The following is a 23145-nucleotide window of genomic DNA, read 5'->3' as shown; positions in this document are numbered from 1 at the left end:
TAATGGTTTAAGTTATTCGATTTGCTGATTTGGGGATATCAACGATTACAATTCGTCTTTCTCAACGTATAAATTCTCGATGATAAATTCCTGTCTTTTAGGAGTATTTTTTCCCATATAGAATTCTAACATATCGGAAACAGAATCATCCTTTTTCATCACAACCGGATCTAGTCTTATGTCTTTTCCAATAAAGTTTTTGAATTCGTCAGGCGAAATTTCACCTAATCCCTTAAATCGTGTAATTTCAGGCTTTGAACCCAAACGTTTAATTGCCTTTTCTCTTTCTTCATCAGAGTAACAATAAAAAGTTTTTTTCTTGTTTCTTACTCTAAACAAAGGTGTTTGTAAAATGTAAAGATGTCCTCCCCTTACCAAATCTGGAAAGAATTGAAGGAAGAAGGTAATCAACAACAACCTGATGTGCATACCATCTACATCGGCATCCGTTGCTATAATTACGTTGTTGTAACGCAACCCTTCCATTCCATCTTCAATATTTAAGGCTGCTTGCAGCAAATTAAATTCTTCATTTTCGTAAACAATCTTCTTGGTTAATCCATATGTATTTAATGGCTTCCCCTTCAAGCTAAATACTGCTTGCATGTTTACATTTCTTGATTTTGTAATCGATCCACTTGCCGAATCACCCTCGGTGATAAAAATAGAAGTCTCCGATTTTGACTCATGCTTTGAGTTGAAGTGAACCCTGCAATCGCGCAATTTTCTATTGTGCAGACTTGCTTTTTTAGCTCTCTCCTTAGCAATTTTCTTGATTCCTGAAATGGCTTTACGCTCTTTCTCATTTTCAAGAATTTTCTTGTGCAAGATATCTGCCACCTCTGGATTTTTGTGCAAATAATTATCCAGATTGGAGGTAACAAAATCCATAATGAAATTACGAACCGATGGTCCATCTGGACCAATATCTTTAGAACCTAACTTGGTTTTAGTTTGCGATTCAAAAACTGGTTCTTCAACTTTCACACTAATTGCTGCAATTATCGAAGTTCTAATATCTGATGTATCAAAATCTTTTTTGTAGAAATCGCGAACTGTTTTTACCACTGCTTCTCGAAATGCTGCAAGATGCGTTCCTCCTTGTGTAGTATGCTGTCCGTTTACAAACGAATAATATTCCTCACCGTATTGTCTCCCATGTGTAAGCGCGATCTCAATATCATCGCCTTTCATATGAACAATGTTGTATAAACCTTCTGAGTTCATATTCTCAGTCAAAAGGTCCAGCAAACCATTTCTGGAAAGAAATCTTTCTCCGTTAAAGTATATCGAAAGCCCCGCATTCAAATACACGTAATTCTTCAGCATGGTTTCGATGTATTCCGAAATATATCTATAATTCGGAAACATCTCCTCATCGGGATGAAAAGTGATTTTAACGCCATTCTTTTCTTCCGATGGTTGAATTTCTTCCTCGTTTAAAAGAACACCTCTCGAAAATTGAGCTTTTTTTACTTCGCCATCGCGAAACGATTCAATAATGAATTCATCCGATAAAGCATTTACAGCTTTAATACCTACACCATTTAATCCAACCGACTTTTTAAAAGCTTTTGAATCGTATTTGGCTCCTGTATTCATCTTAGAAGTTACATCGATAACCTTTCCCAATGGAATTCCACGTCCATAGTCACGAACGGTAACGATACGATCGGTAATGGTAACCTCTATCGACTTACCAATACCCATTGCAAATTCGTCAATGGAGTTATCAATTACTTCTTTTAATAAAATGTAGATACCATCATCATGGGAAGAACCATCGCCTAATTTCCCGATATACATCCCAGGACGTTTACGGATATGTTCTTTCCAATCGAGTGTACGTATTGAGTCTTCAGAATATTTTGCAGTCATGAAAATTTCGCGTTTTTACAAATATAGCTAAAAGAACGATTCCTAAGAAAGTAGTTTATCAACAGGCTGTTAAAAGTCAAGGGTAATCATCCATTCAGAAAAGAATAGCAAAATCTTATTCCTCTAAAAATCAATTAATATGATTTAAGCAATAAAAATGATTCCAAATTAAGAGGAAGTTTAATTTTATACAAAATACGCACCTAAAATTAACAATAATCAATCGTTAGGCGCAAATTTTCTTTATTATTTATCTAAAAAGACAAATTAAAACAAGCCGTATTTTAATAGCTTTCTTACCACTAAACAAATGGTAATAATTTCGATAGATGCTACTGCTAAAATTAGCCAGGCTGCTGAGTAAGTAAGAGACTGAATGTTTCGTCTACCTCGTGTTATTGGCCCTTTACGAGAGTTGGAGAACCATTTGGTTAATCGATAAACACCGTATCCTAGGATTAATCCCAAAATCATTCCTCCAATGATATCTCCAGGAAAATGAACTCCGAGATAGATACGAGTATAAACAACCAATAAAGACCAGGTAAATATGAAGAATGTGTATAGTTTATTTCTGAATAGTAAAGATGTAAAGAGTGCAAATCCAAATGAATTTGTTGCATGAGAGGACACAAATCCAAATCGACCACCTTTGTAACCACTTACCAAATTTACCATTCCTTCCAAACCTGGATCGTGACTTGGGCGAAATCTTTCAAACACATCTTTAAATAATCGAGTAGAAATCTGATCACACAAAAACACAAGTAAAAATGCACCTAAAATCCAGTAAATGGCTTCTTTTCCTTTCACTTTGTAAATCTGATACAACAGCAAAAGGTACAATGGAATCCAAAATTCTTTTCGGGTAAAAAACATCATTACAACATCCCAAAACGGTGTATTGTGGCTGTTAAACCACATAAAAAGCTCTTTATCCAATTGAATTAAGGTATCCATTCACTAATTATTTTTATTCGTTAATTGCTTTCCAAATCATGTCTTTTAACTCCATGATTCCCTTTTGAGCCACCGAAGATATAAAAACACATGGAACATCTGGCAAATCTTGCTTAATTTCATCCATCAACTCCTCATCCAACATGTCTGATTTAGTGACCGCAAGCAATCTTTGCTTATCCAACAATTCAGGGTTGAATTGCTTCAACTCATTCAAAAGAATCTTGTATTCGTTGTGTATATCGTTACTATCGGCTGCCACCATAAACAGCAAGACTGAATTTCGTTCGATATGTCGTAAAAATCGTAAACCCAGGCCTCGACCTTCATGGGCTCCTTCAATAATCCCAGGAATATCCGCCATAATAAAGGAACGATCATCGCGATAAGCAACAATTCCAAGATTAGGAACCAAGGTAGTAAAATGGTATTCTGCAATTTTTGGTTTAGCTGCAGATACTACTGATAATAAAGTTGACTTACCAACACTAGGAAATCCAACCAATCCAACATCAGCAAGAACTTTCAGCTCTAAAATAACCGATCTCTCAACTCTTTCTCCTCCTGATTGTGCATATCTTGGAGTTTGGTTGGTAGAAGATCTAAAATGCCAGTTACCAAGACCTCCTCGTCCTCCTTTAACAAGCACTTTCTCTTCCCCATCTTCGGTTACATCAAAAATAACTTCTCCGGTTTCAGCATCACGGGCAACCGTTCCCAATGGCACTTCAATCACTTTGTCTTCACCATCGAAACCTGTACTTCGGCTTTGGCTACCCGATCCACCATCGCCACCGAATACATGACGACTAAACTTTAGGTGAATCAACGTCCACAATTGTGCGTTTGCACGAATAATGATGTGACCTCCACGACCACCATCACCACCATCAGGACCTCCTTTCATCGTTAGTTTATCACGATGAAGGTGGGTTGAACCATTTCCTCCAGCTCCCGATCTACAAAAAATCTTTACGTAATCAACAAAATTAGATCCTGACATAGCTTATATTTTCTATCGTACTTCCGCAAATACAGGTGTAAGAGATAGCTTTTCTTCAATTAGTTTAGAAATTCTATCCAAAACCTCATCCATTGATCCCATTGCATCAACAGAATAGTAAACACCTGCTTTTTTATATTCTTCTGCGATTGGCGCAGTTACATCATCATAAATTCGCAAACGCTTTTCAATAACTTCGCGCCCGCTATCATCTGGTCGACCTGAAGTTTCGCCTCTTTTCAACAAACGTTGAATCAGCTCCTCTTCTTCTACTTTTAGCTCGACCACAATATCAACAATACCATTTCGCTTGGCTAGCATTTCTGCAAAAACAGGAATCTGACCTACATGACGTGGCATTCCATCATACACAAATCCTTTCGCTTCGTTATTCGAATCGATAAATTTCTCTACAATACGATACGCCAACTTATCAGGAAAAAAGTTACCCCCATCAATTAGTCGCTTCGCTTCCAATCCTTCTGGTGTAGCTTTTTTTATCTCCTCCCTGCAAACATCTCCAGTTGAAAGATGGATCAAACCAAATTTATCTTGTATTAATTTAGATTGCGTACCCTTCCCTGAACCTGGAGGTCCAAACAAAACAATATTCAACATTATTTAATCAATTACAGTGTAGATATCTGGTAGGTTTCTTCCAATTCCATCATAATCCAAACCTCTACCAACAATAAAATCATTAGGAATTTCCATTCCAACGTAGTGTAATTTCACATCTCTGATTAAAGCTTTTGGTTTGAACAACATTGTTGCAACCAACACTTCTTTGGCTTCGTAATCTTTGATCTGTTCTAATGTATTCGAAATTGTGATTCCTGTATCTACAATATCTTCCAACAATACAACTGTACGATCTTTCAAGTCCTCGGTAAAACCCATTAATTTTTTCACTTTACCTGTAGTGCTTGTTCCCTCGTAAGATGACAAACGCATGAAAGTGATTTGTGAATTTTCAACAGTAATTTGCTTCATCAAATCAGATGCAAACATGAATGAACCATTTAAAATACAAATGAACAAAGGATCTTTTCCTGCCAATTCTTTATTCATTTTTTCAGCCATTTGGGCAATTACCTTGTCAATTTCCTCTGCTGGAATTGATACACGAAATTCTCGATCAAGAAGTTTTACAGTTTTCATTAGTCTTTAATATTTGTCTTAGTTGTCCGACTTCCCCTGTCAGAATTTTTCTGAATTATCGGGCGGTTAAGGCAATGCCCTAAGCTATCGTTAATGTAATTTTATCCTTATACTGTTCAGGAAATAAAAAATGTTTCAACTCCATATGGAACATACATATTTTTTTTTCATTTTTACGCTATAAAATTAGCGACGGATGCAGGTTCACATTTTGGGATTAAAACAATTCCTGATTTTGCTGCAAAAGTACAATTTTTTGTCATTTTATTTATTAAATCCACGAAAAAACCAAATGAAAGCAAAAGTTAGCATTATAATGGGCAGCACATCAGACCTGCCAGTTATGGAAAAAGCGGCAAAAGTTCTTAACGATTTCAAAATTCCTTTTGAAATCAATGCATTATCTGCACACAGAACTCCGGAGCAAGTTGAAAAATTTGCTAAAAACGCAAAAGAGAATGGTATTCAGGCAATCATTGCCGGAGCAGGAATGGCAGCTCACCTTCCAGGTGTAATTGCAGCTATGACTTCGATTCCAGTAATTGGTGTACCAATTAAAGCATCACTTGATGGAATGGATGCTCTTTTAAGTATTGCGCAAATGCCTCCAGGAATTCCTGTAGCAACAGTTGGAATCAACGGTGCAATGAATGCAGGTATTCTTGCAGCACAAATTCTTGCTGTAGGTGATGAAGATCTTCAAGAAGCAGTAATTGAATTTAAAGAAGGATTGAAAGAAAAAATCGTTAAAGCAAACGAAGAATTATCGACTGTAAAATACGATTACAAGACTAACTAGGAGAGTATAATCCTATTTATAGAAATAAATCTGCATATCGTTATGATATGCAGATTTTTTGTTTTAATTTAACAATGATTTTCGATCTCAATCAATAAAAAGAGTAGAGGTTAAAGCGTACAACAAGGCAAGGTTTCTAAGAATTTAAGCTTTGCTTAATGGGCATTGGTATTTAAATATCCTGTATAACAGTTTTATTTTGATATACTATGCGCATTTTTTTATTATTCATTCTTTTATTCATCTCGATAAAGGTTTTCTGTTCAAATGAAAACAGGCCTGCTGGAGCAAGATTTTTTGCAATGGGAAATGCTTCTGTTGCACTCTACAATGAATGGTCAGGTTTCCACAATCAAGCTGGCCTTGCCTTACTAACGAGAAAATCTTTTGGCGCTTACTACGAAAACAGATTCACGAACAAAGAACTGAGCACCAAATCATTTCTCATCAATATTCCAAGTAAATTTGGATGCTTTTCCGCTAACTACACCCAATTCGGCTTTGAACTTTACAAAGAGTATAAAATCGGGCTTTCATATTCAAGAGCCTTAGGAAAACATTTTTGGGCCGGTTTACAATTCAATCAAATTAGCAAAAAACTTAATGCCGAATATGGATCACAATCAAAGTATACATTCGAATTTGGATTGTTAGCAGAAATTGCTTCCAATTTCTACATAGGTTTCCATCTTTCCAATCCTAGCCAGGAGAAATTCGAAACCTGGGATTACGATGATAAAATTCCAACTGTAGGCAGGTTTGGAATTTCATGGAAATTATCGAACGGAGCCATTATCAGCTCCGAAATATTAAAGAATATAGACGATAAGCTACAAGTAAAAGCAGGAATAGAATATCCTGTAAATGAAAAATTATTCTTTCGGGTCGGTGCATTCAACCATCCAAATTCTATAAGTCTCGGAATAGGCTATAACTTCTCTAAGCTAAAAACCAACATTGCATTCTCGCGACATCCTGTTCTTGGCTACACTCCATCGGCCGATATTAGTTTCCAATTCTAAGACCAAATCATGAAACAAATTCGCAGCATATTACCATTGGTACTAATCCTTTCTTTTATAGGTATCGCTGATGCACAGAATACAGCGATAAAGCAAGATTTAATAGAGCAGATCATTGAGAATATCGCAGAACAAGAGGAAGAAAATCCTGATTACACCAATTTATTGGAAGAAATCACAAAATTGTTTCAAAATCCATTAAACATCAACACTGCTAATGCCCAGGACCTGGAAAGGCTGTTCTTTTTAAATCAAAACCAAATAGAACAATTCATTAAGTATAGAGAAGAAAATGGAGCCATACTTAGTATTTACGAAATTCAATTGATCAAAGGTTTCTCTGCTGAATTGGTTAAAAATATCGCTCCTTTAATTTCTACAAAAGCAATTGCAAAACCAATTAGCGTAAAAAAACTAAAACATCAACTTTTAATCAGATGCGAACACAGTTTTCAAAAAGAGACAGGATACAAAACAGCTAGTAAGAATTCCAAATACCTTGGAAATCCATGGAAATATTACAGCAGGTACCAAATGCAATCTTCTGAATCAGGAATAAATTTTGGTTTTACTGCTGAGAACGATAAGGGTGAACCTTTTTTTAAGGATGAAAACTCAAATGGATTCGATTTTTATTCGGCTCATGTTCAAAAAAAATCAAATGGCCTTTTCAAACAGGTCAATTTGGGCGATTACCAAATTAAATTTGGTCAAGGCTTAAGTTTATGGTCAGGCATGGGAGGTAAAAAATCTTCCTTTACCACTCAAAATGCAAGAAAACTCCAGGGTGTCCGATCCTACAAATCAACTGATGAAAACCGATTTTTCCGTGGAGTATCTATTATCATCTCCCCTGTAAAGGGAATTGACATTGCCACATTTGCTTCTTATAAAAAGATAGATGCCAGCGCCAATACAGATACCATTTCTTCTTATGCATCAAGCATTGTGAATACAGGATTGCACCGAAACAGGAATGAGTTGGACAAAAAAAATGCTTTAAAAGAAAAGTTGCTTGGTGGCTATTTCACCTGGAATTTAAAAAATACTCAACTTGGTGCTACTTTTATTCAATATTCTTATTCGCCAGAAATAAAAATCCACGAAAAAGCATATTCTCAATACAATTTTACGGGCAAGAACAATTACAACCTAAGCATAAACTATCAAACTCAAATTAATAAGATTCATTTATTTGGCGAAGCAGCCCGGTCAAAATCAGGTGGCATTGGAATACTGCAAGGCGCAAACATCCAAATTCATCCTCAACTCAACCTTGAGACCATTTACCGCAAATACGATATGGATTTTCATGCTCACTACTCAAATTCTTTTTCGGAACAAAGTAGAAGCCAAAATGAAGAAGGAATTTATATCGGAATTACTTTTCACCCATTTCCTAAATGGAGCATAAAAGCTTACTACGATCAGTTTGAATTTCCATGGCTAAAACATTCGAGCAATTCACCAACCGCTGGCCATGAATATTTTTCTCAAATAGAATATACAAGCAGCGATAAGCTATCGGTTTATTTTAGATACAAACAAGAAAACAAGGCTGATAACATCGATGCTGATTTTATAAATACTCCTGTTGAATTTGAGAAAACTCAATATCGTATTCACCTATCGGCAAAACCTGCAACGAATTGGGAAATCCGAAACAGAATAGAATTTACAGAATACAAACAAGCAGATCGAAGTGCAAATGGCTTTCTAATTTATCAGGATTTGATATACAGATTTTCTCAATTTCCACTACACATCAGTTTACGATATGCATTATTCGACACCGATTCTTACGACACAAGAATTTATGCCTATGAAAATGATATTTTATACGCTTATTCCGTTCCGGCATATTACAATAAAGGAAGCCGATTTTATCTCAATTTGAATTATAAAATCAGCAATAAAATTACCATTTATGCCAGGTATGCTCAAACAAAATATTCCGATACGGAAAGCATTGGATCTGGTACTTCATTGATTGATGGCAATACAAAATCAGATGTAAAGCTTCAACTAAAATTTCGTTTTTAGATTTTCCACAATCATTTTCTTGTTGTACTTTCGGATCCATAAAATTAACACTTAAGATCGTATCATGAAAAAGATCATCAACCCATATCGTTCCACTGAAAACGGAAAATGCTTTGGCTGTTCGCCCGACAATGAACAAGGCTTACAAATGGATTTTTTTGAAGATGGCGAGTATGTTGTTTCCCAATGGGAGCCAAAATCTCACCTTTCTGGTTTTAAAAATGTTTTACATGGTGGAATTCAAACTACAATTCTCGATGAAATAGCTTGTTGGGTAGTATTTGTAAAATGTGAAACTGCAGGAGTAACTACTGCGCTGAATGCCAAATTTAAAAACTCAGCCTTTACGGATAAAGGAAAGCTATGCGTTCGCGGAAAACTAATTTCGAAAGACAGAAGATTTGCAACCATTCATGCAGAAATTCTTGATCCGGACGGAAAAGTGTGTTCTGAAGCTGAAGTTCAATACATGATCTTCCCTCAGGAAATGGCAATTAAGAAATTTGAATACCCGGGAATTGAGGCTTTTTACGAGTAAAGTTTACACCATCTCACTTTCCGAATTGTATTTCTCCCATCGTTTTTCCTCCATCTCCATAAATCGACCGAATTTATATGGAGGATCGATGGAAATATTCATCTCCTCTCCAGAATCGGGATGAGTAAATTGCAGTTCGGCTGCACACAAAAACAATCCTTTTCCTCGAAGAATCTCTCCCTCCGTACCGTAAATCTTATCTCCTAAAATCGGATTACCGATACCAGCCATATGAATTCTTAATTGATGTGTTCTGCCTGTTTCAGGATACAAATCAACCATACTTAAGAATCTGTTTCTTATGGATGGTGACTTTTTCACCAACTTGAATGTGCTTACCGCATCCTTGTCATCCACCTGCATATCAATTTTTCCTTTTTCGTGCAAAGAGCCAATAACTACTGCTCTATACCTTTTCTTCACCAACCGATCCTCGAATTGCTTGCCCAATTTGGCAGATGCGTCAGCAGTTTTAGCTATTAGCAATAATCCACATGTAGGACTGTCAATCCTATGAACCGGACGAAAAACAGGCAAAGCATTCTTCCGCATCGAAGGTCGCAAGTTGTATGGCAAGGCATTTTGTACGGTACGAAACTGGTTTCCACTTACCGAAATCCCACCTGGCTTATTAATTACAGCCATATGATCATCTTCATAAACCACTTCTAATGGCAATTTATAAATCTTACCAGGTGGCCGCTCCAAATCACACAATTCAATTTTAAAGCCAGATTTTACCCACAAACCTGTTGAAGCTTGCAATCCATTTACCCTGATCAAGCCTCGCTTAATAGCCTTTTTAATTCCCTGGTTTGTATTGATTCCAGTGAAAATATGCAATGCGTATTCTTGCAAACGGATGCTTTCTATCCCTTCAGGAACCACATGTGCTTCAATAACTACCATAACTCAATTTTATTTTGATGATAAGAAATAAAAGATACCAAAATCAGTATAAAAAATAATTTTAAATAGGATCGCCTTTGTAAAAATCCAAACGAATCTGGTAAATGCCATTACAATTTTAATTCATTTAAAATTAAAACTACATTTTTTTATTCATCACTTATCCCCTTTAAAAACAAGCATTCTACACTTTATTAATTTTGCAATTGAATCGAAACAATTTTGAAATTTAAAATTTTTACTATTTTTGCCGCTCATTAAAAAAATATCATCTGGGAAACTGGTAATTCCCAATCAGAAGAAAACCTTCAAGATTGGGCCAAAAAACGAAAGGATGAAGAAAACCAATGCAGCTCGCATTTTAGATCGAGCAGACATAGAATATGCGATTATCGATTACGATACAGATCCTATCGAAGTGGGAACTGAGCGTGTGTTCGAGAACACAAATCTGCATGTTCCGTACATCAACAAAACTCTTGTACTTTCCGAAAGCAAAACGGGAACTGTTGTTGACTGCATACCTGGTTCGTCCGAACTTAAACCAAATTCAATAGTACAACTTAGCGAAAACAAAAAGAGTACTTTGACTAGCTTGAAATGTATTCAAGAACTTACCAGTTACATCTGCGGCAGATGTTCTTTCCTTGACATGAAAAACGATTACCTTGTTTTTCTCAAAACTTTCGCATTACAATTGGAACATTTTTCAATGAATGCCGGATTAAGAGACCAACAAATCAAAATAGATTCTATCGGGCTGCACTCGATTACAAAAGCAACTCTTTGTCGAACCTCAAATCCTAAACAAAAGCTAGCATGTTAAATTTTAAGGCAATTATTTGGGATTATAACGGTACTTTACTCGACGATTTGTCGATTGGAGTGCTTAGCATAAACAAAATGCTAAACAAAAGAGGATTGCCTTTGCTAACAACCGAGCACTATCGAGAAGTATTTACTTTTCCTGTGAAAAGTTATTACGAAGCTGTAGGATTTAATTTTGAGACCGAAGATTGGGATAAAGCTGCAAATGAATTCATAGATCATTATACATCTTTATTGCCGCAATCGGGAATTTTTCCTGAAGCTGTTGATTTGCTATCACACTTTAACAAAGAAGGCAAAAAGCAATTTATTTTATCAGCAATGGAACAAAACATGCTTAATGATTCAACTCGTAGTGAGAATATCATGAAGTATTTCGATGAGATATCAGGAATTGATAACATATACGCAAGTTCGAAAATTAACAATGGCTTACAATTGATGAAAAAACATGAATTAAAAGCCAGTGAAGTTTGCCTATTTGGCGATACTACGCACGATTATGAAGTTGCTAAAGAGTTAGGTTGTAATTGTATTTTAATTGCATCCGGACATCAATCCTATCAAAAATTAAAGGAAACTGGTTGCCCTACAGTAGTCAACCACTTAAAGGAGATCACAAAGAATTAAACAACCATTTATAAATTTTTTACTAATTAAATTCTATTAAACAATCATTTAATTTATCATGAAAAAATTACTTGCTATTTTCGCTGTTTTGGTTTCTTTTGCTGCTAACGCACAAAACCTTCAATTACACCGCGATTTCGACCGTGGACACTTCACAACTACTTTTGAAATGTTCAAAATGGACAAGTGGGGTAACACTTTTACATTTGTAGATTTTGATTACGATGCAGAAAACGGTATCAACCAAGGATACTTTGAAATTGCTCGTGTTTTAAAAACAGAGAAAATGCCTGTTGGTTTACACATTGAGTACAATGGTGGTGTTGGTAGCGCTGAAACTCCAGACATGAACTTTGGCTACACCATTAACAATGCTTGGATTTTTGGTGTGAACTACGCAAAAGGTGGTGCTAAATCTGGTTTCTCAACTTACGCTGGTTACAAAGCAATTAAGGATGCTGACGAAGCAAACTTCCAAATTACAGGTACCTGGTATGTTAACTTTATGGATGGTAAAATGACTTTCTCAGGTTTTGCTGACCTTTGGACTGAAAATGGCTTATCTGATGATACTGTATTCCTAACTGAGCCTCAGTTATGGTATAATGCGACTAAAAACTTTTCTTTCGGTGGAGAGGTTGAAATCTCTAACAACTTTGCAGGTGGCGATTTCGAAGTTCGTCCAACTCTTGCAGTGAAGTGGAATTTCTAATCAACAACTAAAAACCAGTAATCATGTTAGATAAGTTTTTTAACATTACAAAACAGGGTTCGAACCTAAAAACCGAGGTTGTTGCAGGTATCACTACCTTCATGACCATGGCCTATATCCTTGCGGTTAACCCAGATATTTTAAGTGCAACCGGAATGGACAAAGGAGCAGTATTTACTGCAACTGCTATTTCGGCTATTATCGCAACTTTAGTTATGGCTTTGGTTGCTAAATTACCTTTCGCTTTGGCTCCTGGTATGGGATTAAATGCATTCTTCGCATTCACCGTAGTATTAGGAATGGGATACAGCTGGCAATTTGCTTTAACTGCAGTATTCCTTGAAGGTATCATCTTCCTTTTATTAACAGCTTTCAACATTCGCGAGCTAATCGTTAACTCCATTCCGTTAAACCTGAAACACTCTGTTTCGGTAGGTATCGGTCTATTTATTGCATTTATTGGATTAAAAGGAGCTGGTGTTATTGTTGACAATCCTGCTACATTGGTAAGCTTAGGCGATATGAAAAGCCCAAGCGTAATTGTAGGATTAGTTGGTATTTTGGTAACAGGTGTTCTTTTCGCAAGAAACGTAAAAGGATCTCTTTTAATTGGTATCCTTTTCTCAACCATATTGGCATTAATCTTAGGAGTAACTCACATGCCGGAAAACTACAAGTTTGTAAGTCTTCCTCCATCAGTATCTCCTATCTTCTTCCAATTCGATTTCTCTCAAATCTTCACCATTGATATGGCTATTGTATTGTTCACATTCTTATTTGTGGATATGTTCGATACTGTAGGAACTTTGGTTGGTGTAGCATCTAAAGCAGATATGTTGGACGAAGAAGGTCGTGTACCTCGTGTAAAACAAGCTTTATTTGCCGATGCAGTTGGTACATTCTTCGGATCTATCCTGGGTACTTCAACTGTAACTACTTACGTTGAAAGTGCTGCTGGTGTATCAGAAGGTGGTAAAACAGGTATGACAGCACTTACAACTGCTGGTATGTTTGCTTTGGCATTACTATTTGCTCCTGTGTTTATCATGATTCCTTCAGCTGCTACAGCTCCAGCTTTGGTAATTGTTGGTTTATTCATGATGTCGCCAATCTTGAAAGTTGATTTGAACGACTTTACAGAAGCGATTCCAGCATTCCTTTGTATCATTATGATGCCATTAACTTTCAGTATTGCTGATGGTATTGTATTTGGGATGTTATCATACGTAACTTTAAAATTACTTACGGGTCGTTACAAAGAAATTAGCCCGGTAATGATTGTTATAGTGGTATTGTTTATTATCAAATTCTATTTTGCCTAATTGATAGCACAAAAATCAGAATAGAATTTTCCATATTCAAAATCCCTCTTTACTTCGGTAGAGAGGGATTTTTTCTTAAAGTCATGAACAGTCCAACAGTCAAATGGCTTAATAGTCCAGCAAATCAATAACAAAATCTCCCCATAAAAACTGATGATCTAACTTGCTTAATCCAGAAAAATCAGGTATAACTTTTCTTAAACAACTCCGTAAACAACTGCATATCACTAAAAAGGAAGTTGAATGATGAGATTTGGGAAGAAAGTATGCTACTTGTTAGCCTCTATGATTGTGATGTATTCGTGCGATTCTAATGAGCACGAATTGGAAATGAACATTACCAATGCGGTAAATGTAGAAGAAAATGCAATGGTTAATTCCATACTGGAAAATATCCTAAACGAAGTGGAATACAATATGCTGAGCATCGATAATGGCATTGCCACAAAACAGGACTCCATCCCCTTCGTAAAAATTGCGGATCACAACAGTCAGGAAAACACAAAAACACTAAGCATTAACTACGGACAGGAAAACAGCAGCGATTATTTAGGCAAACTAAAAAGAGGACGCATCACCACACAAATCGAAGGTGTGTTCAAGAGTGAAGAATGCTGCTATACCATAAGCTTCGAGCAATACTACATCAACAATTTAAACATTGCGGGTACCATTAAAGTAGACAGTCGAAAATCGGCAAGCTCCGAAAACCTAACTTTTGATGTAAGTTTCGAAGAGATCCTATTTACCGACGAAAAAAACAATACCTACACCCTTAGCGGAAACATCAATCGTGAATGGGTTGAAGGCTTCGAAACCTCTGACAAGCATTGGGACGATCAGTTCTTTATTAACGGCACTACCTCTGGCATAAACTCCGAAGGAAGGAAATACAAATCAGAGATATTAACCCCTTTGTTAGTAAGTCATGCCTGCGAATTTATTGCTTCAGGAGAAGTATTATTTACAGCAGAGAACGAATCGTGCACCTACAATTACGGCAATGGCTTGTGCGACAACAAAGGATTCTTTACCAAAGATGGCCAGCAACACCCATTCGAATATGGCAGGTACCAGTTTCGATATCCAAAATAAAAAAAGCCCCTTTTCAGGGGCTTTATATATAAAAGGGATGTTAAAACCTAAATCAAGATTCAGGTTAACAGAATCAAATTTAATCAATTTTTAACAGAATACTTATTAACCAGATTAAAATTTAAATAATAATCTAATTATCAACTATTCTTCTACAACTTCACTTCCCTTAATTGGCTTCGATTTATCAGGTAAAATTAGGTTTAAAACAACACCTACAACCGATGCCAAACCAATTCCTGCCAATGAGAAGTTACCGTATGTAATTTGTGCTCCACCAATACCAACAGTAAGTACAACCGAAACAATTACCTGGTTTCTGGTTTTTGTAAAATCTGTTTTTGCATCGATAAGAGTCTTAATCCCAATACCTGCAATCATACCAAAAAGCAATAGCATAATGCCACCCAAAACCGCTTGAGGAATGGTTTTAAGGAATGCACTTACCTTACCAATTAGTGAGAATACCAATGCAGTAACTGCAGCAATTCTCAATACTCTAGGATCAACTACCTTAGTCAATGCAATTGCACCTGTAACCTCTGAATAAGTTGTATTTGGTGGTCCACCAAAAAATCCTGCAAAAGCAGTAGCAACACCATCACCCAATAAAGTACGGTTTAAACCTGGCTTTTTAACAAACTCTTTGTTTGCTACACCACCAATGGCATACATATCGCCAACATGTTCAATAATTGGGGCAAATGCCACAGGAATCATATACAATACTGCACTCCAGTTTAATTCAGGACGAACAAATTCTGGCAAAGCAAACCATGCAGCTTCTGTTATTGGCGTAAAATCAACTTCGCCTAAAACAACCGATACAACATATCCCACAACAATTGCTGAGAAAATAGGAATCAGTTTTAGCATTCCTTTGGTATACACCACAATTAAAATGGCAGTTAACAAGGCAATAGAAGAAATGATCCAATTGGTTTTGGCCATATTAACAGCTACAGGAGCCAATGACAAACCAATAATCATGATAACTGGTCCAACTACAATAGAAGGGAAAATTTTCTCGATTACTCGTAATCCCCAGACTTTGATGATTCCGGAAACCAAACCGTAAACCACACCAACCGCAATTAAGCCAGATAATGTTCCAGGCAAACCATATAGTTTTGTTGCGGCAACAATTGGAGCAATAAAGGCAAAACTACTGCCTAAAAAAACAGGAACCATACCTCTTGTGATTAAATGAAAAATCAAGGTTCCGATTCCTGCTGTAAACAATGCGACTGCTGGGTCAATACCAACTAACAATGGGACTAGTACCGTTGCGCCAAAGGCAACAAAGAGAAATTGTACTCCCAAAATAATTCTTTTCGTGGGACTTTGGAATCCCGGAGCCGTAGCTTCTTGAGTAAGGATCATAAAATGGATTTAAAAATTCACAAATTGGCGCAAAGATAATAAGCTTCACGAAACTGACAAATTCGAAAAGCTCAATAAATCAACGCAAAGGAGTGCATGAATTCAAAAAAATCAATTAGATCCTTGATTAGAAATCGTCAGCTTAAAAATCATTTTTTCTTAAACAGACACAATCTAAGTAAGATTTAAACAATAAAATATCGGAAATTAGAATTTGATATCGCGAACCATAAGTTGTGTTTCCACTTTTCCCATGTACTCATTCTCTTGAACCGAGTAACATACATCAAATGGTGAACCACTGGAAATCTTAGAATAGAGTTTCCCCATTGAAAAGGCAATTCCTCCTTTTACATCTCCTTCGCGGATATCATCAACAACCGAAAGTTTAAGATGCTCTTTGTTTCTACCAACCGGACGGCTATATCCATAATCAACCACTTTTTCACTAATAAAAACAGGTGTCATATTTTTGGGGCCGAACGGTTCAAATTGCTTAAGAACACGGAAGAACTTAGGTGTAATATCTGAAAGTTTAATGCTGGCATCCACCTTTATCTGAGGAACCAGCATATCGTCGGTTATATTTTCGCAAACATATTCTTCGAAACGCTGCTGAAAAGCACTAACATTTTCAATTTTCATGGTAAGGCCAGCAGCATACTTGTGGCCTCCGAAGTTTTCCAACAAATCGCTACAAGCGGATATTGCATTGTACAAATCGAAACCATCAACCGAGCGAGCACTGCCGGTTGCAAATCCGTTCGACTCGGTAAGAATTACCGTTGGCTTGTAATAAGTTTCAATCATACGAGATGCCACAATTCCGATCACCCCTTTGTGCCAGTTGCGATCAAATAATACCGTACTCTTCTTTTCGAGCAATGTCTTACTTTTCGCTACACGTTCCAGGGCATCATCGGTAATGCTATGATCCAGCTCTTTTCGGTCTTCGTTCAATCCATTAATGGTATCACCAATTAGGGTAGCCGCCTCTTCCCTTTCAGCAATCAGCAATTGTACCGCATGATTTCCCGATTGAATTCTACCAGCAGCATTAATTCTTGGACCAATTTTAAAAACGATATCATTAACGCTCAGATCTTTTGTAACACCAGCCAGATTCAGTATTGTTTTTAATCCCAATCGAGGATTTTCATTCAGCTGCTTTAATCCAAAGTAGGTTAAAACACGATTTTCTCCGGTAATGGGAACAATATCAGAAGCAATACTAACCGCCAACAAATCCAAAAGTGGAATTAAGGTTTCAAACTGCCAATTCTTTCTGTTTGCCAGGCCTTGCATCAACTTAAATCCAACACCACAACCTGACAGAACATCACAAGGATATTCACAATCGCTTCTTTTCGGATCTAACACTGCCACTGCATCGGGCAAGTTTTCATCTGGGGTATGGTGATCACAAATGATAAAATCAACTCCTTTTTCACTTGCGTAGGCAATTTTTTCAATGGCTTTAATTCCACAATCCAAGGCAATAACCAAACTGATATTATTCTCTGCTGCATAATCGATACCGGTTTTGGAAATACCATAACCTTCCGAATAGCGATCAGGAATATAATAGTCGATAAAATCGAAATGAGATTTTAGATAGGTATAAACAAGAGCTACAGATGTGGTGCCATCAACATCATAGTCGCCATACACCATTACACGCTCTTGTTTCTCCATTGCGACAACCAATCGGTCAACCGCCTTGCACATATCTTTCATTAAAAAAGGATCATGCAAATCGTCGAGACTGGGACGAAAAAAAGCTTTGGCCATATCGAAGTTTGTGATTCCTCTCTGAACTAACAGATTGGCAATCACCCGGTCAACACCCAATGATTCCATCAGTGCGCCAACCGCTTCTTCATCGCCCGGCTCATTTATTACCCATCTCTTTTCCATATGCAAGATTTTAGCTAGCCAAATTAGTCAATTTCCAGCTTCATATCAAACAGATTTGCAATATGATTTTTTAAATTATGTTTTACCTCTTCAAAATCAAGCTCTTTGCCTAGCTCTTTTTTTAATGAAGTTACTCCTTTATCAACAAATCCACATGGATTTATGTAATCGAAATATTTCAAATCGGTATTCACATTAAAAGCAAAACCATGCATGCTAACCCATCGACTTACTCGAACTCCAATGGCACAAATTTTACGAACTTTTGGTGTTCCAACATCCAACCAAACTCCTGTAGCTCCATCCAATCGAGTTCCTGTCAAACCATAATCAGCAATACAATTAATCACAGCCTGTTCAAGGGTTTCAATGTATTTTTTGATCCCCATATCATAGGTTTCCAGATTTAGAATTGGATAACCAACAATTTGTCCCGGTCCATGATAAGTGATATCTCCACCTCGGTTTATTTTGTGGAAACTTGCTTCTTTTGCTTGTAGTTGCAGCATATTAAGCAGCATATTCTGCTCTTTACCGCTTTTCCCCAATGTATAAACATGTGGATGCTCACAAAAAAGCAAGTAATTATTGCTTAAGTTTTTTTCTTCTGCAGGAAGCTCAGCATTTGCTTGTCGCGATTGCAATACTTCCTGGAACAAGTTTTCCTGATAATCCCAGGCTTCTTGATATTCAATTGAGCCCAGGTCTCTAAAAATTGTATTAGTCATTTTTTAAAACCTGCTTTAATTTTAGTGCGTTAACGTGTTGTTCTGCGTGATATGATGAACGAACAAGTGGAGTACTTTCTACAAATGAAAAGCCTTTCTCCAATCCAACCTGTTCATATTTTTTGAATTGCTCAGGAGTTATGTACTCTTGAAGTTCCAAGTGCTTGCGAGTTGGTTGTAAATATTGACCGATGGTCATTACTTTAACTCCAACAGCCAACAAATCATCCATTGTTTGGTAAATTTCCTCTTCGGTTTCACCCAAACCAAGCATAATTCCTGATTTTGCCACAATACCTGAATCTGCAATCTGCTTCAACACTTTTAAACTAAGGTCGTATTTGGCACGACTCCTAACCTCAGGTGTCAAGCGGCGAACTGTTTCCAAATTGTGAGAAATTACTTCCGGATTTTCATTGATCACTCTTTGTACATCCTCTTCTTTCCCGTTAAAATCAGGAATTAAAACTTCTAAGCTAGTTCCCGGACAAGTTTCTTTAATTTCCTTAATGCATTCTGCCCAAATTCCTGATCCACCGTCTTCCAAATCATCACGATCTACAGAAGTAATTACCGCATGCTTTAGCTTCATCAATTTTATTGATCGGGCCAATCTTTTGGGCTCTTTAGTATCAACAGGAAGTGGTTTTCCGGTAGGAACATTACAAAATTTACAAGCTCTTGTACAAATATTGCCCAAAATCATGAATGTTGCGGTTCCATTTCCCCAACATTCTCCAACATTCGGACATTTTCCACTCGAACAAATTGTATGTAATCCGTGTTCTTGAACAATGCCATTTACATAGGCATAATCATCACCTTTTGGTAGCTGTATTTTTAGCCATTCAGGCTTTCTTTTTATTTTCATTTCTGCTTCTCCCTATTTCTGTCAATAATCTATTTTTACAACTGATTATCAACATTAAAACCTTACAACAATTAAGAATTCTTGTAATAAAATTTCAATTCATGCAAAGGTATTCGAAAGGATTGAATTATTATCCCTATTCAGTATGTTTTTAACCGAATTATAAGTAGTCGAATTATTTAAACTCAATCTAAATACCGTCAATTTTGATGCAATATTAAAAAATAAAACTTGCACTGCCATGCATATTCAATTGTAATTGTGATTTTTCAAGTAAAACATCTCACTTTCTGCACCTTGAACGCTCCTGTCTTATGAAATATCACAACTAGTTTATTTTTTTACAAGCATTTATAGCGATGCATTCACATATTGCACAGAATATTATATCTTTGCACCCGAATAAACTTTATTGAGATTAAGATGAATGCGTTAGAACTTAGTGAACAAGAGATCATTAGAAGAAATTCCCTAAAGGAAATGCAGAATTTGGGTATCAATCCATTTCCTGCAGCACAATATCATGTAAATAATTATTCTACAGATATTCTGAAAGATTTCGATCCTGAAAAGAACAACCTACAAGAGGTTTGTATTGCAGGTAGAATAATGAGCAGAAGAATTATGGGTAAAGCTTCTTTTATTGAACTTCAGGATTCAAAAGGAAGAATTCAGGTATACATTGCCCGCGATTCTATTTGCCCTGAAGAGGATAAAACTCTTTACAACACAGTATTCAAAAAGCTTTTGGATATTGGAGATTTTATTGGAATTAAGGGATACGTATTTAAAACCAAGGTTGGTGAAACTTCTGTTCATACAACCGAAATGACTGTTCTTTCAAAATCAGTTCGTCCTCTTCCTATCGTTAAGGAAAAAGACGGAAAAGTATACGATGCTTTTAGTGATCCTGAAATGCGTTACCGTCAGCGTTACGTTGATTTGGTTGTAAATCCGGATGTGAAGGAAGTGTTCTTGAAAAGAACTAAAATCATTAACTCAATGCGCGAGTTGTTCAACAGCAAGGGATATCTTGAGGTTGAAACTCCAATTTTGCAAGCAATTCCAGGTGGTGCTTCGGCTCGTCCGTTTATCACTCATCACAATGCTTTAGATATTCCTTTGTACATGCGTATTGCAAACGAATTGTATCTTAAGAGACTTATTGTTGGTGGATTTGATGGTGTTTATGAGTTCGCTAAAGATTTCCGTAACGAAGGTATGGACAGAACTCACAATCCTGAGTTTACGGTTATGGAAATCTATGTAGCTTATAAAGACTACAACTGGATGATGGATTTCACCGAAGAGATGATTGAAAAAGTTGCTTTGGATCTTCACGGTTCAACTAAAGTACAAGTAGGAGACAAAGAGATTGATTTCAAGCGTCCATTCAAGCGCATTTCTATGATTGACTCGATTAAAGAGCACACAGGAATTGACATCAACGGAATGGATGAAAATCAACTTCGCGATGTTTGTAAGCAATTAAACATTGAGGTTGACGAAACTTTTGGTAAAGGAAAATTAATTGATGAGATCTTTGGTGAGAAGTGTGAAGGAAATTACATTCAACCAACTTTCATTACTGATTACCCTATCGAAATGTCTCCTCTTTGCAAAAAGCACAGAGACAATCCTGAGTTAACTGAGCGTTTTGAGCTTATGGTGAACGGTAAGGAAGTTTGTAATGCTTACTCTGAGTTGAATGATCCTATTGATCAGTTGGAAAGATTCCAGGAACAAATGAAATTGAGCGAAAAAGGAGACGACGAAGCTATGTTTATTGATATGGACTTTGTACGTTCTCTTGAATATGGTATGCCTCCTACATCAGGTATGGGTATTGGTATCGACCGTTTAACCATGTTGATGACCAACTCTCATTCAATTCAGGATGTACTATTCTTCCCTCAAATGAGACCAGAGAAAAAAGCTGCAGTTGATAGTGATGAAAAATTTATTGAATTAGGTATTGCTCCGGAGTGGATGCCTGTTATTCGTAAAGCTGGATTCCAAACTGTAGAAGCTCTTAAAGAAGAAAAGGCTACCAAACTACATCAGGATATTTGTGGCTTGAACAAGAAACTAAAAATGGGTTTAAAAAATCCTAGCCAGGATGAAGTAAAAGAGTGGTTAGCTTAAACTTATTTTATTAAGAATATAACATGATCGGAGGTTGGGAATTTTTCCCTTCCTCCGATATTTATTAAATTAGAGATCTGTTACTTACAAAAACAACTCTCTATTTTAAAAAGACTTAGCAATAATATATGAACGAATCGTCGAGAATTGCCATTATTGGAGGTGGTAGTTGGGCTACAGCAATCGCAAAAATACTTCGCGAAAACAACCTGAAGCTTAATTGGTACATGCGTAACCTTGATACCATCAATCAATTTAAACTACTTAGTCACAACCCAAGATATCTTACCGGAGTTGAATTTGATCTTAATCAAATTGAATTCTACAACAATCTGGATGAAGTGGTTCTAAATTCGGATGTGATCATATTTGCAGTTCCGTCGGCATTCTTAAAAGATGCTTTAAAAAGATTAACGGTTAGTTTAGAAGATAAAATTATTGTTTCTGCAATTAAAGGTATTGTTCCTGATGAAAATATGATTATTGGTACATTCTTTAATGAACATTATAATGTACCTTTAGATAGCATTGGTGTTATCTCAGGACCTTGTCATGCCGAAGAGGTAGCTATGGAACGCTTATCGTATCTAACCATTGCATGTCAGGATACAAGAAAAGCCAGATCACTGGCGCTTAACCTGGAATGTCCTTATATCAAAACTACCATTTCCGATGATATTTACGGAACTGAGTATTCAGCTGTACTAAAAAATGTATTTGCAATTGCTGCAGGAATCTGTCATGGTCTTCGATACGGTGATAATTTTCAGGCAGTACTGATCTCTAATGCAATTCAAGAAATTAAACGTTTTGTTGATACAGTACATCCAATTTCCCGCGACATTAAGAGTTCTGCATATCTGGGCGATTTATTGGTAACCTGTTATTCACAGTTTAGCCGTAACCGCACCTTTGGTACAATGATTGGCAAAGGATATACAGTTAAATCGGCACAGCTTGAAATGCACATGATTGCAGAAGGCTATTATGCAGTAAAATGTATCAAAGAAATTAACGAACACTACAACGTAAATATGCCAATTACCATGGCAGTTTACAATATTTTATATGAACGTATTTCTCCTACTATAGAAGTGAAATTATTAACAGAGGATTTACGTTAGACTTGAATTTTAGCTGTATTTTTGCAGCAGATATACGTAAGAATTAACTTTTTAAATACAACTTTTACATTCTACAT

The 23145-nt window shown here is 36.4% G+C and carries 21 protein-coding genes; 11 read left to right on the top strand and 10 right to left on the bottom strand.

The features are described 5' to 3' along the window. Window positions 1–45: 45 nt before the first annotated feature. The 5 genes from NQ163_RS00445 to hpt all read right to left on the bottom strand — a co-directional run bounded on the left by NQ163_RS00445 (window position 46) and on the right by hpt (window position 5002). Window positions 46–1878 (bottom strand): DNA topoisomerase IV subunit B, encoded by a 1833-nt coding sequence (locus NQ163_RS00445; RefSeq protein ID WP_268188359.1) that lies wholly within the window; start codon window positions 1876–1878, stop codon window positions 46–48. 267 nt (window positions 1879–2145) lie between these two features. Beyond that, a complete protein-coding gene (locus NQ163_RS00440; protein ID WP_268188358.1) occupies window positions 2146–2838 on the bottom strand; it encodes a phosphatase PAP2 family protein in 693 nt (230 codons plus the stop codon). Between the two features lie 13 nt (window positions 2839–2851). Further along, window positions 2852–3841 carry a GTPase ObgE gene (gene obgE, locus NQ163_RS00435; RefSeq protein ID WP_268188356.1) on the bottom strand — a complete coding sequence of 330 codons (990 nt, stop codon included), beginning with the start codon at window positions 3839–3841 and terminating at the stop codon, window positions 2852–2854. A gap of 12 nt (window positions 3842–3853) precedes the next feature. Further along, the gene (locus NQ163_RS00430) at window positions 3854–4459 is read right to left on the bottom strand and encodes an adenylate kinase (RefSeq protein ID WP_268188355.1); all 606 of its coding nucleotides are present in this window, start codon (window positions 4457–4459) and stop codon (window positions 3854–3856) included. A 3-nt stretch (window positions 4460–4462) separates the two neighbouring features. After that, window positions 4463–5002, bottom strand: a complete 540-nt coding sequence (hpt, locus tag NQ163_RS00425; protein WP_268188354.1) for a hypoxanthine phosphoribosyltransferase — start codon at window positions 5000–5002, stop codon at window positions 4463–4465. Between the two features lie 292 nt (window positions 5003–5294). On the opposite strand from hpt, the gene purE reads away from it, so the two are divergent. The 4 genes from purE to NQ163_RS00405 all read left to right on the top strand — a co-directional run bounded on the left by purE (window position 5295) and on the right by NQ163_RS00405 (window position 9404). Next, on the top strand, window positions 5295–5801 hold the full coding sequence (gene purE / locus NQ163_RS00420) for a 5-(carboxyamino)imidazole ribonucleotide mutase (RefSeq protein ID WP_268188352.1): 507 nt from the start codon (window positions 5295–5297) through the stop codon (window positions 5799–5801). A gap of 209 nt (window positions 5802–6010) precedes the next feature. Further along, on the top strand, window positions 6011–6823 hold the full coding sequence (locus NQ163_RS00415) for a hypothetical protein (protein ID WP_268188350.1): 813 nt from the start codon (window positions 6011–6013) through the stop codon (window positions 6821–6823). 9 nt (window positions 6824–6832) lie between these two features. Then, the gene (locus NQ163_RS00410; protein WP_268188349.1) at window positions 6833–8866 is read left to right on the top strand and encodes a ComEA family DNA-binding protein; all 2034 of its coding nucleotides are present in this window, start codon (window positions 6833–6835) and stop codon (window positions 8864–8866) included. 64 nt (window positions 8867–8930) lie between these two features. Continuing rightward, window positions 8931–9404, top strand: a complete 474-nt coding sequence (locus NQ163_RS00405) for a PaaI family thioesterase (RefSeq protein ID WP_268188348.1) — start codon at window positions 8931–8933, stop codon at window positions 9402–9404. 3 nt (window positions 9405–9407) lie between these two features. Here NQ163_RS00405 and NQ163_RS00400 read toward each other — a convergent pair whose 3' ends face one another. Beyond that, window positions 9408–10313: an RluA family pseudouridine synthase gene (locus tag NQ163_RS00400; RefSeq protein WP_268188347.1), complete on the bottom strand. Its 906-nt coding sequence runs from the start codon at window positions 10311–10313 to the stop codon at window positions 9408–9410. Window positions 10314–10647: 334 nt separating this feature from the next. Here NQ163_RS00400 and NQ163_RS00395 point away from each other — a divergent pair, with 334 nt between their 5' ends. The 5 genes from NQ163_RS00395 to NQ163_RS00375 all read left to right on the top strand — a co-directional run bounded on the left by NQ163_RS00395 (window position 10648) and on the right by NQ163_RS00375 (window position 14900). Then, a complete protein-coding gene (locus NQ163_RS00395; RefSeq protein ID WP_268188346.1) occupies window positions 10648–11139 on the top strand; it encodes a YbaK/EbsC family protein in 492 nt (163 codons plus the stop codon). Next, window positions 11133–11771: an HAD family hydrolase gene (locus NQ163_RS00390; protein WP_268188345.1), complete on the top strand. Its 639-nt coding sequence runs from the start codon at window positions 11133–11135 to the stop codon at window positions 11769–11771. Before NQ163_RS00395 ends, NQ163_RS00390 begins: the two co-directional genes overlap by 7 nt. Before the next feature lie 58 nt (window positions 11772–11829). Then, entirely contained in the window at window positions 11830–12483 is a 654-nt protein-coding gene (locus NQ163_RS00385; protein ID WP_268188344.1) for a DUF5020 family protein, read from the top strand. Between the two features lie 23 nt (window positions 12484–12506). Continuing rightward, the gene (locus NQ163_RS00380) at window positions 12507–13805 is read left to right on the top strand and encodes an NCS2 family permease (protein ID WP_268188343.1); all 1299 of its coding nucleotides are present in this window, start codon (window positions 12507–12509) and stop codon (window positions 13803–13805) included. A gap of 243 nt (window positions 13806–14048) precedes the next feature. Next, window positions 14049–14900: a hypothetical protein gene (locus tag NQ163_RS00375; RefSeq protein WP_268188342.1), complete on the top strand. Its 852-nt coding sequence runs from the start codon at window positions 14049–14051 to the stop codon at window positions 14898–14900. Between the two features lie 144 nt (window positions 14901–15044). Here NQ163_RS00375 and NQ163_RS00370 read toward each other — a convergent pair whose 3' ends face one another. The 4 genes from NQ163_RS00370 to lipA form a co-directional block, all read right to left on the bottom strand. Beyond that, on the bottom strand, window positions 15045–16283 hold the full coding sequence (locus NQ163_RS00370) for a uracil-xanthine permease family protein (RefSeq protein ID WP_268188341.1): 1239 nt from the start codon (window positions 16281–16283) through the stop codon (window positions 15045–15047). A 207-nt stretch (window positions 16284–16490) separates the two neighbouring features. Beyond that, window positions 16491–18200: a single-stranded-DNA-specific exonuclease RecJ gene (recJ, locus tag NQ163_RS00365; protein WP_268188339.1), complete on the bottom strand. Its 1710-nt coding sequence runs from the start codon at window positions 18198–18200 to the stop codon at window positions 16491–16493. 23 nt (window positions 18201–18223) lie between these two features. Next, window positions 18224–18928: a lipoyl(octanoyl) transferase LipB gene (gene lipB / locus NQ163_RS00360; RefSeq protein WP_268188338.1), complete on the bottom strand. Its 705-nt coding sequence runs from the start codon at window positions 18926–18928 to the stop codon at window positions 18224–18226. Beyond that, window positions 18921–19799 carry a lipoyl synthase gene (gene lipA, locus NQ163_RS00355; RefSeq protein ID WP_268188337.1) on the bottom strand — a complete coding sequence of 293 codons (879 nt, stop codon included), beginning with the start codon at window positions 19797–19799 and terminating at the stop codon, window positions 18921–18923. Before lipA ends, lipB begins: the two co-directional genes overlap by 8 nt. A gap of 423 nt (window positions 19800–20222) precedes the next feature. Here lipA and lysS point away from each other — a divergent pair, with 423 nt between their 5' ends. Together lysS and NQ163_RS00345 are read left to right on the top strand one after the other, a co-directional pair. Continuing rightward, window positions 20223–21944, top strand: a complete 1722-nt coding sequence (gene lysS, locus NQ163_RS00350; RefSeq protein WP_268188336.1) for a lysine--tRNA ligase — start codon at window positions 20223–20225, stop codon at window positions 21942–21944. 128 nt (window positions 21945–22072) lie between these two features. Beyond that, a complete protein-coding gene (locus NQ163_RS00345; RefSeq protein WP_268188335.1) occupies window positions 22073–23068 on the top strand; it encodes an NAD(P)H-dependent glycerol-3-phosphate dehydrogenase in 996 nt (331 codons plus the stop codon). Window positions 23069–23145: the final 77 nt, after the last annotated feature.

Source organism: Marinifilum sp. D737 (genome assembly GCF_026672275.1).
GTDB lineage: Bacteria > Bacteroidota > Bacteroidia > Bacteroidales > Marinifilaceae > Marinifilum.
The sequence above is the reverse complement of the archived record's forward strand: the minus strand, read 5'-3'. Positions and strand labels throughout refer to the sequence as shown.

What these genes read in the sequence shown, in the direction of transcription:
- NQ163_RS00445 (WP_268188359.1), bottom strand. Translation starts at nt 1,878, where the DNA reads ATGACTGCAAAATATTCTGAAGACTCAATACGTACACTCGATTGGAAA.
- NQ163_RS00440 (WP_268188358.1), bottom strand. Translation starts at nt 2,838, where the DNA reads ATGGATACCTTAATTCAATTGGATAAAGAGCTTTTTATGTGGTTTAAC.
- obgE (WP_268188356.1), bottom strand. Translation starts at nt 3,841, where the DNA reads ATGTCAGGATCTAATTTTGTTGATTACGTAAAGATTTTTTGTAGATCG.
- NQ163_RS00430 (WP_268188355.1), bottom strand. Translation starts at nt 4,459, where the DNA reads ATGTTGAATATTGTTTTGTTTGGACCTCCAGGTTCAGGGAAGGGTACG.
- hpt (WP_268188354.1), bottom strand. Translation starts at nt 5,002, where the DNA reads ATGAAAACTGTAAAACTTCTTGATCGAGAATTTCGTGTATCAATTCCA.
- purE (WP_268188352.1), top strand. Translation starts at nt 5,295, where the DNA reads ATGAAAGCAAAAGTTAGCATTATAATGGGCAGCACATCAGACCTGCCA.
- NQ163_RS00415 (WP_268188350.1), top strand. Translation starts at nt 6,011, where the DNA reads ATGCGCATTTTTTTATTATTCATTCTTTTATTCATCTCGATAAAGGTT.
- NQ163_RS00410 (WP_268188349.1), top strand. Translation starts at nt 6,833, where the DNA reads ATGAAACAAATTCGCAGCATATTACCATTGGTACTAATCCTTTCTTTT.
- NQ163_RS00405 (WP_268188348.1), top strand. Translation starts at nt 8,931, where the DNA reads ATGAAAAAGATCATCAACCCATATCGTTCCACTGAAAACGGAAAATGC.
- NQ163_RS00400 (WP_268188347.1), bottom strand. Translation starts at nt 10,313, where the DNA reads ATGGTAGTTATTGAAGCACATGTGGTTCCTGAAGGGATAGAAAGCATC.
- NQ163_RS00395 (WP_268188346.1), top strand. Translation starts at nt 10,648, where the DNA reads ATGAAGAAAACCAATGCAGCTCGCATTTTAGATCGAGCAGACATAGAA.
- NQ163_RS00390 (WP_268188345.1), top strand. Translation starts at nt 11,133, where the DNA reads ATGTTAAATTTTAAGGCAATTATTTGGGATTATAACGGTACTTTACTC.
- NQ163_RS00385 (WP_268188344.1), top strand. Translation starts at nt 11,830, where the DNA reads ATGAAAAAATTACTTGCTATTTTCGCTGTTTTGGTTTCTTTTGCTGCT.
- NQ163_RS00380 (WP_268188343.1), top strand. Translation starts at nt 12,507, where the DNA reads ATGTTAGATAAGTTTTTTAACATTACAAAACAGGGTTCGAACCTAAAA.
- NQ163_RS00375 (WP_268188342.1), top strand. Translation starts at nt 14,049, where the DNA reads ATGATGAGATTTGGGAAGAAAGTATGCTACTTGTTAGCCTCTATGATT.
- NQ163_RS00370 (WP_268188341.1), bottom strand. Translation starts at nt 16,283, where the DNA reads ATGATCCTTACTCAAGAAGCTACGGCTCCGGGATTCCAAAGTCCCACG.
- recJ (WP_268188339.1), bottom strand. Translation starts at nt 18,200, where the DNA reads ATGGAAAAGAGATGGGTAATAAATGAGCCGGGCGATGAAGAAGCGGTT.
- lipB (WP_268188338.1), bottom strand. Translation starts at nt 18,928, where the DNA reads ATGACTAATACAATTTTTAGAGACCTGGGCTCAATTGAATATCAAGAA.
- lipA (WP_268188337.1), bottom strand. Translation starts at nt 19,799, where the DNA reads ATGAAAATAAAAAGAAAGCCTGAATGGCTAAAAATACAGCTACCAAAA.
- lysS (WP_268188336.1), top strand. Translation starts at nt 20,223, where the DNA reads ATGAATGCGTTAGAACTTAGTGAACAAGAGATCATTAGAAGAAATTCC.
- NQ163_RS00345 (WP_268188335.1), top strand. Translation starts at nt 22,073, where the DNA reads ATGAACGAATCGTCGAGAATTGCCATTATTGGAGGTGGTAGTTGGGCT.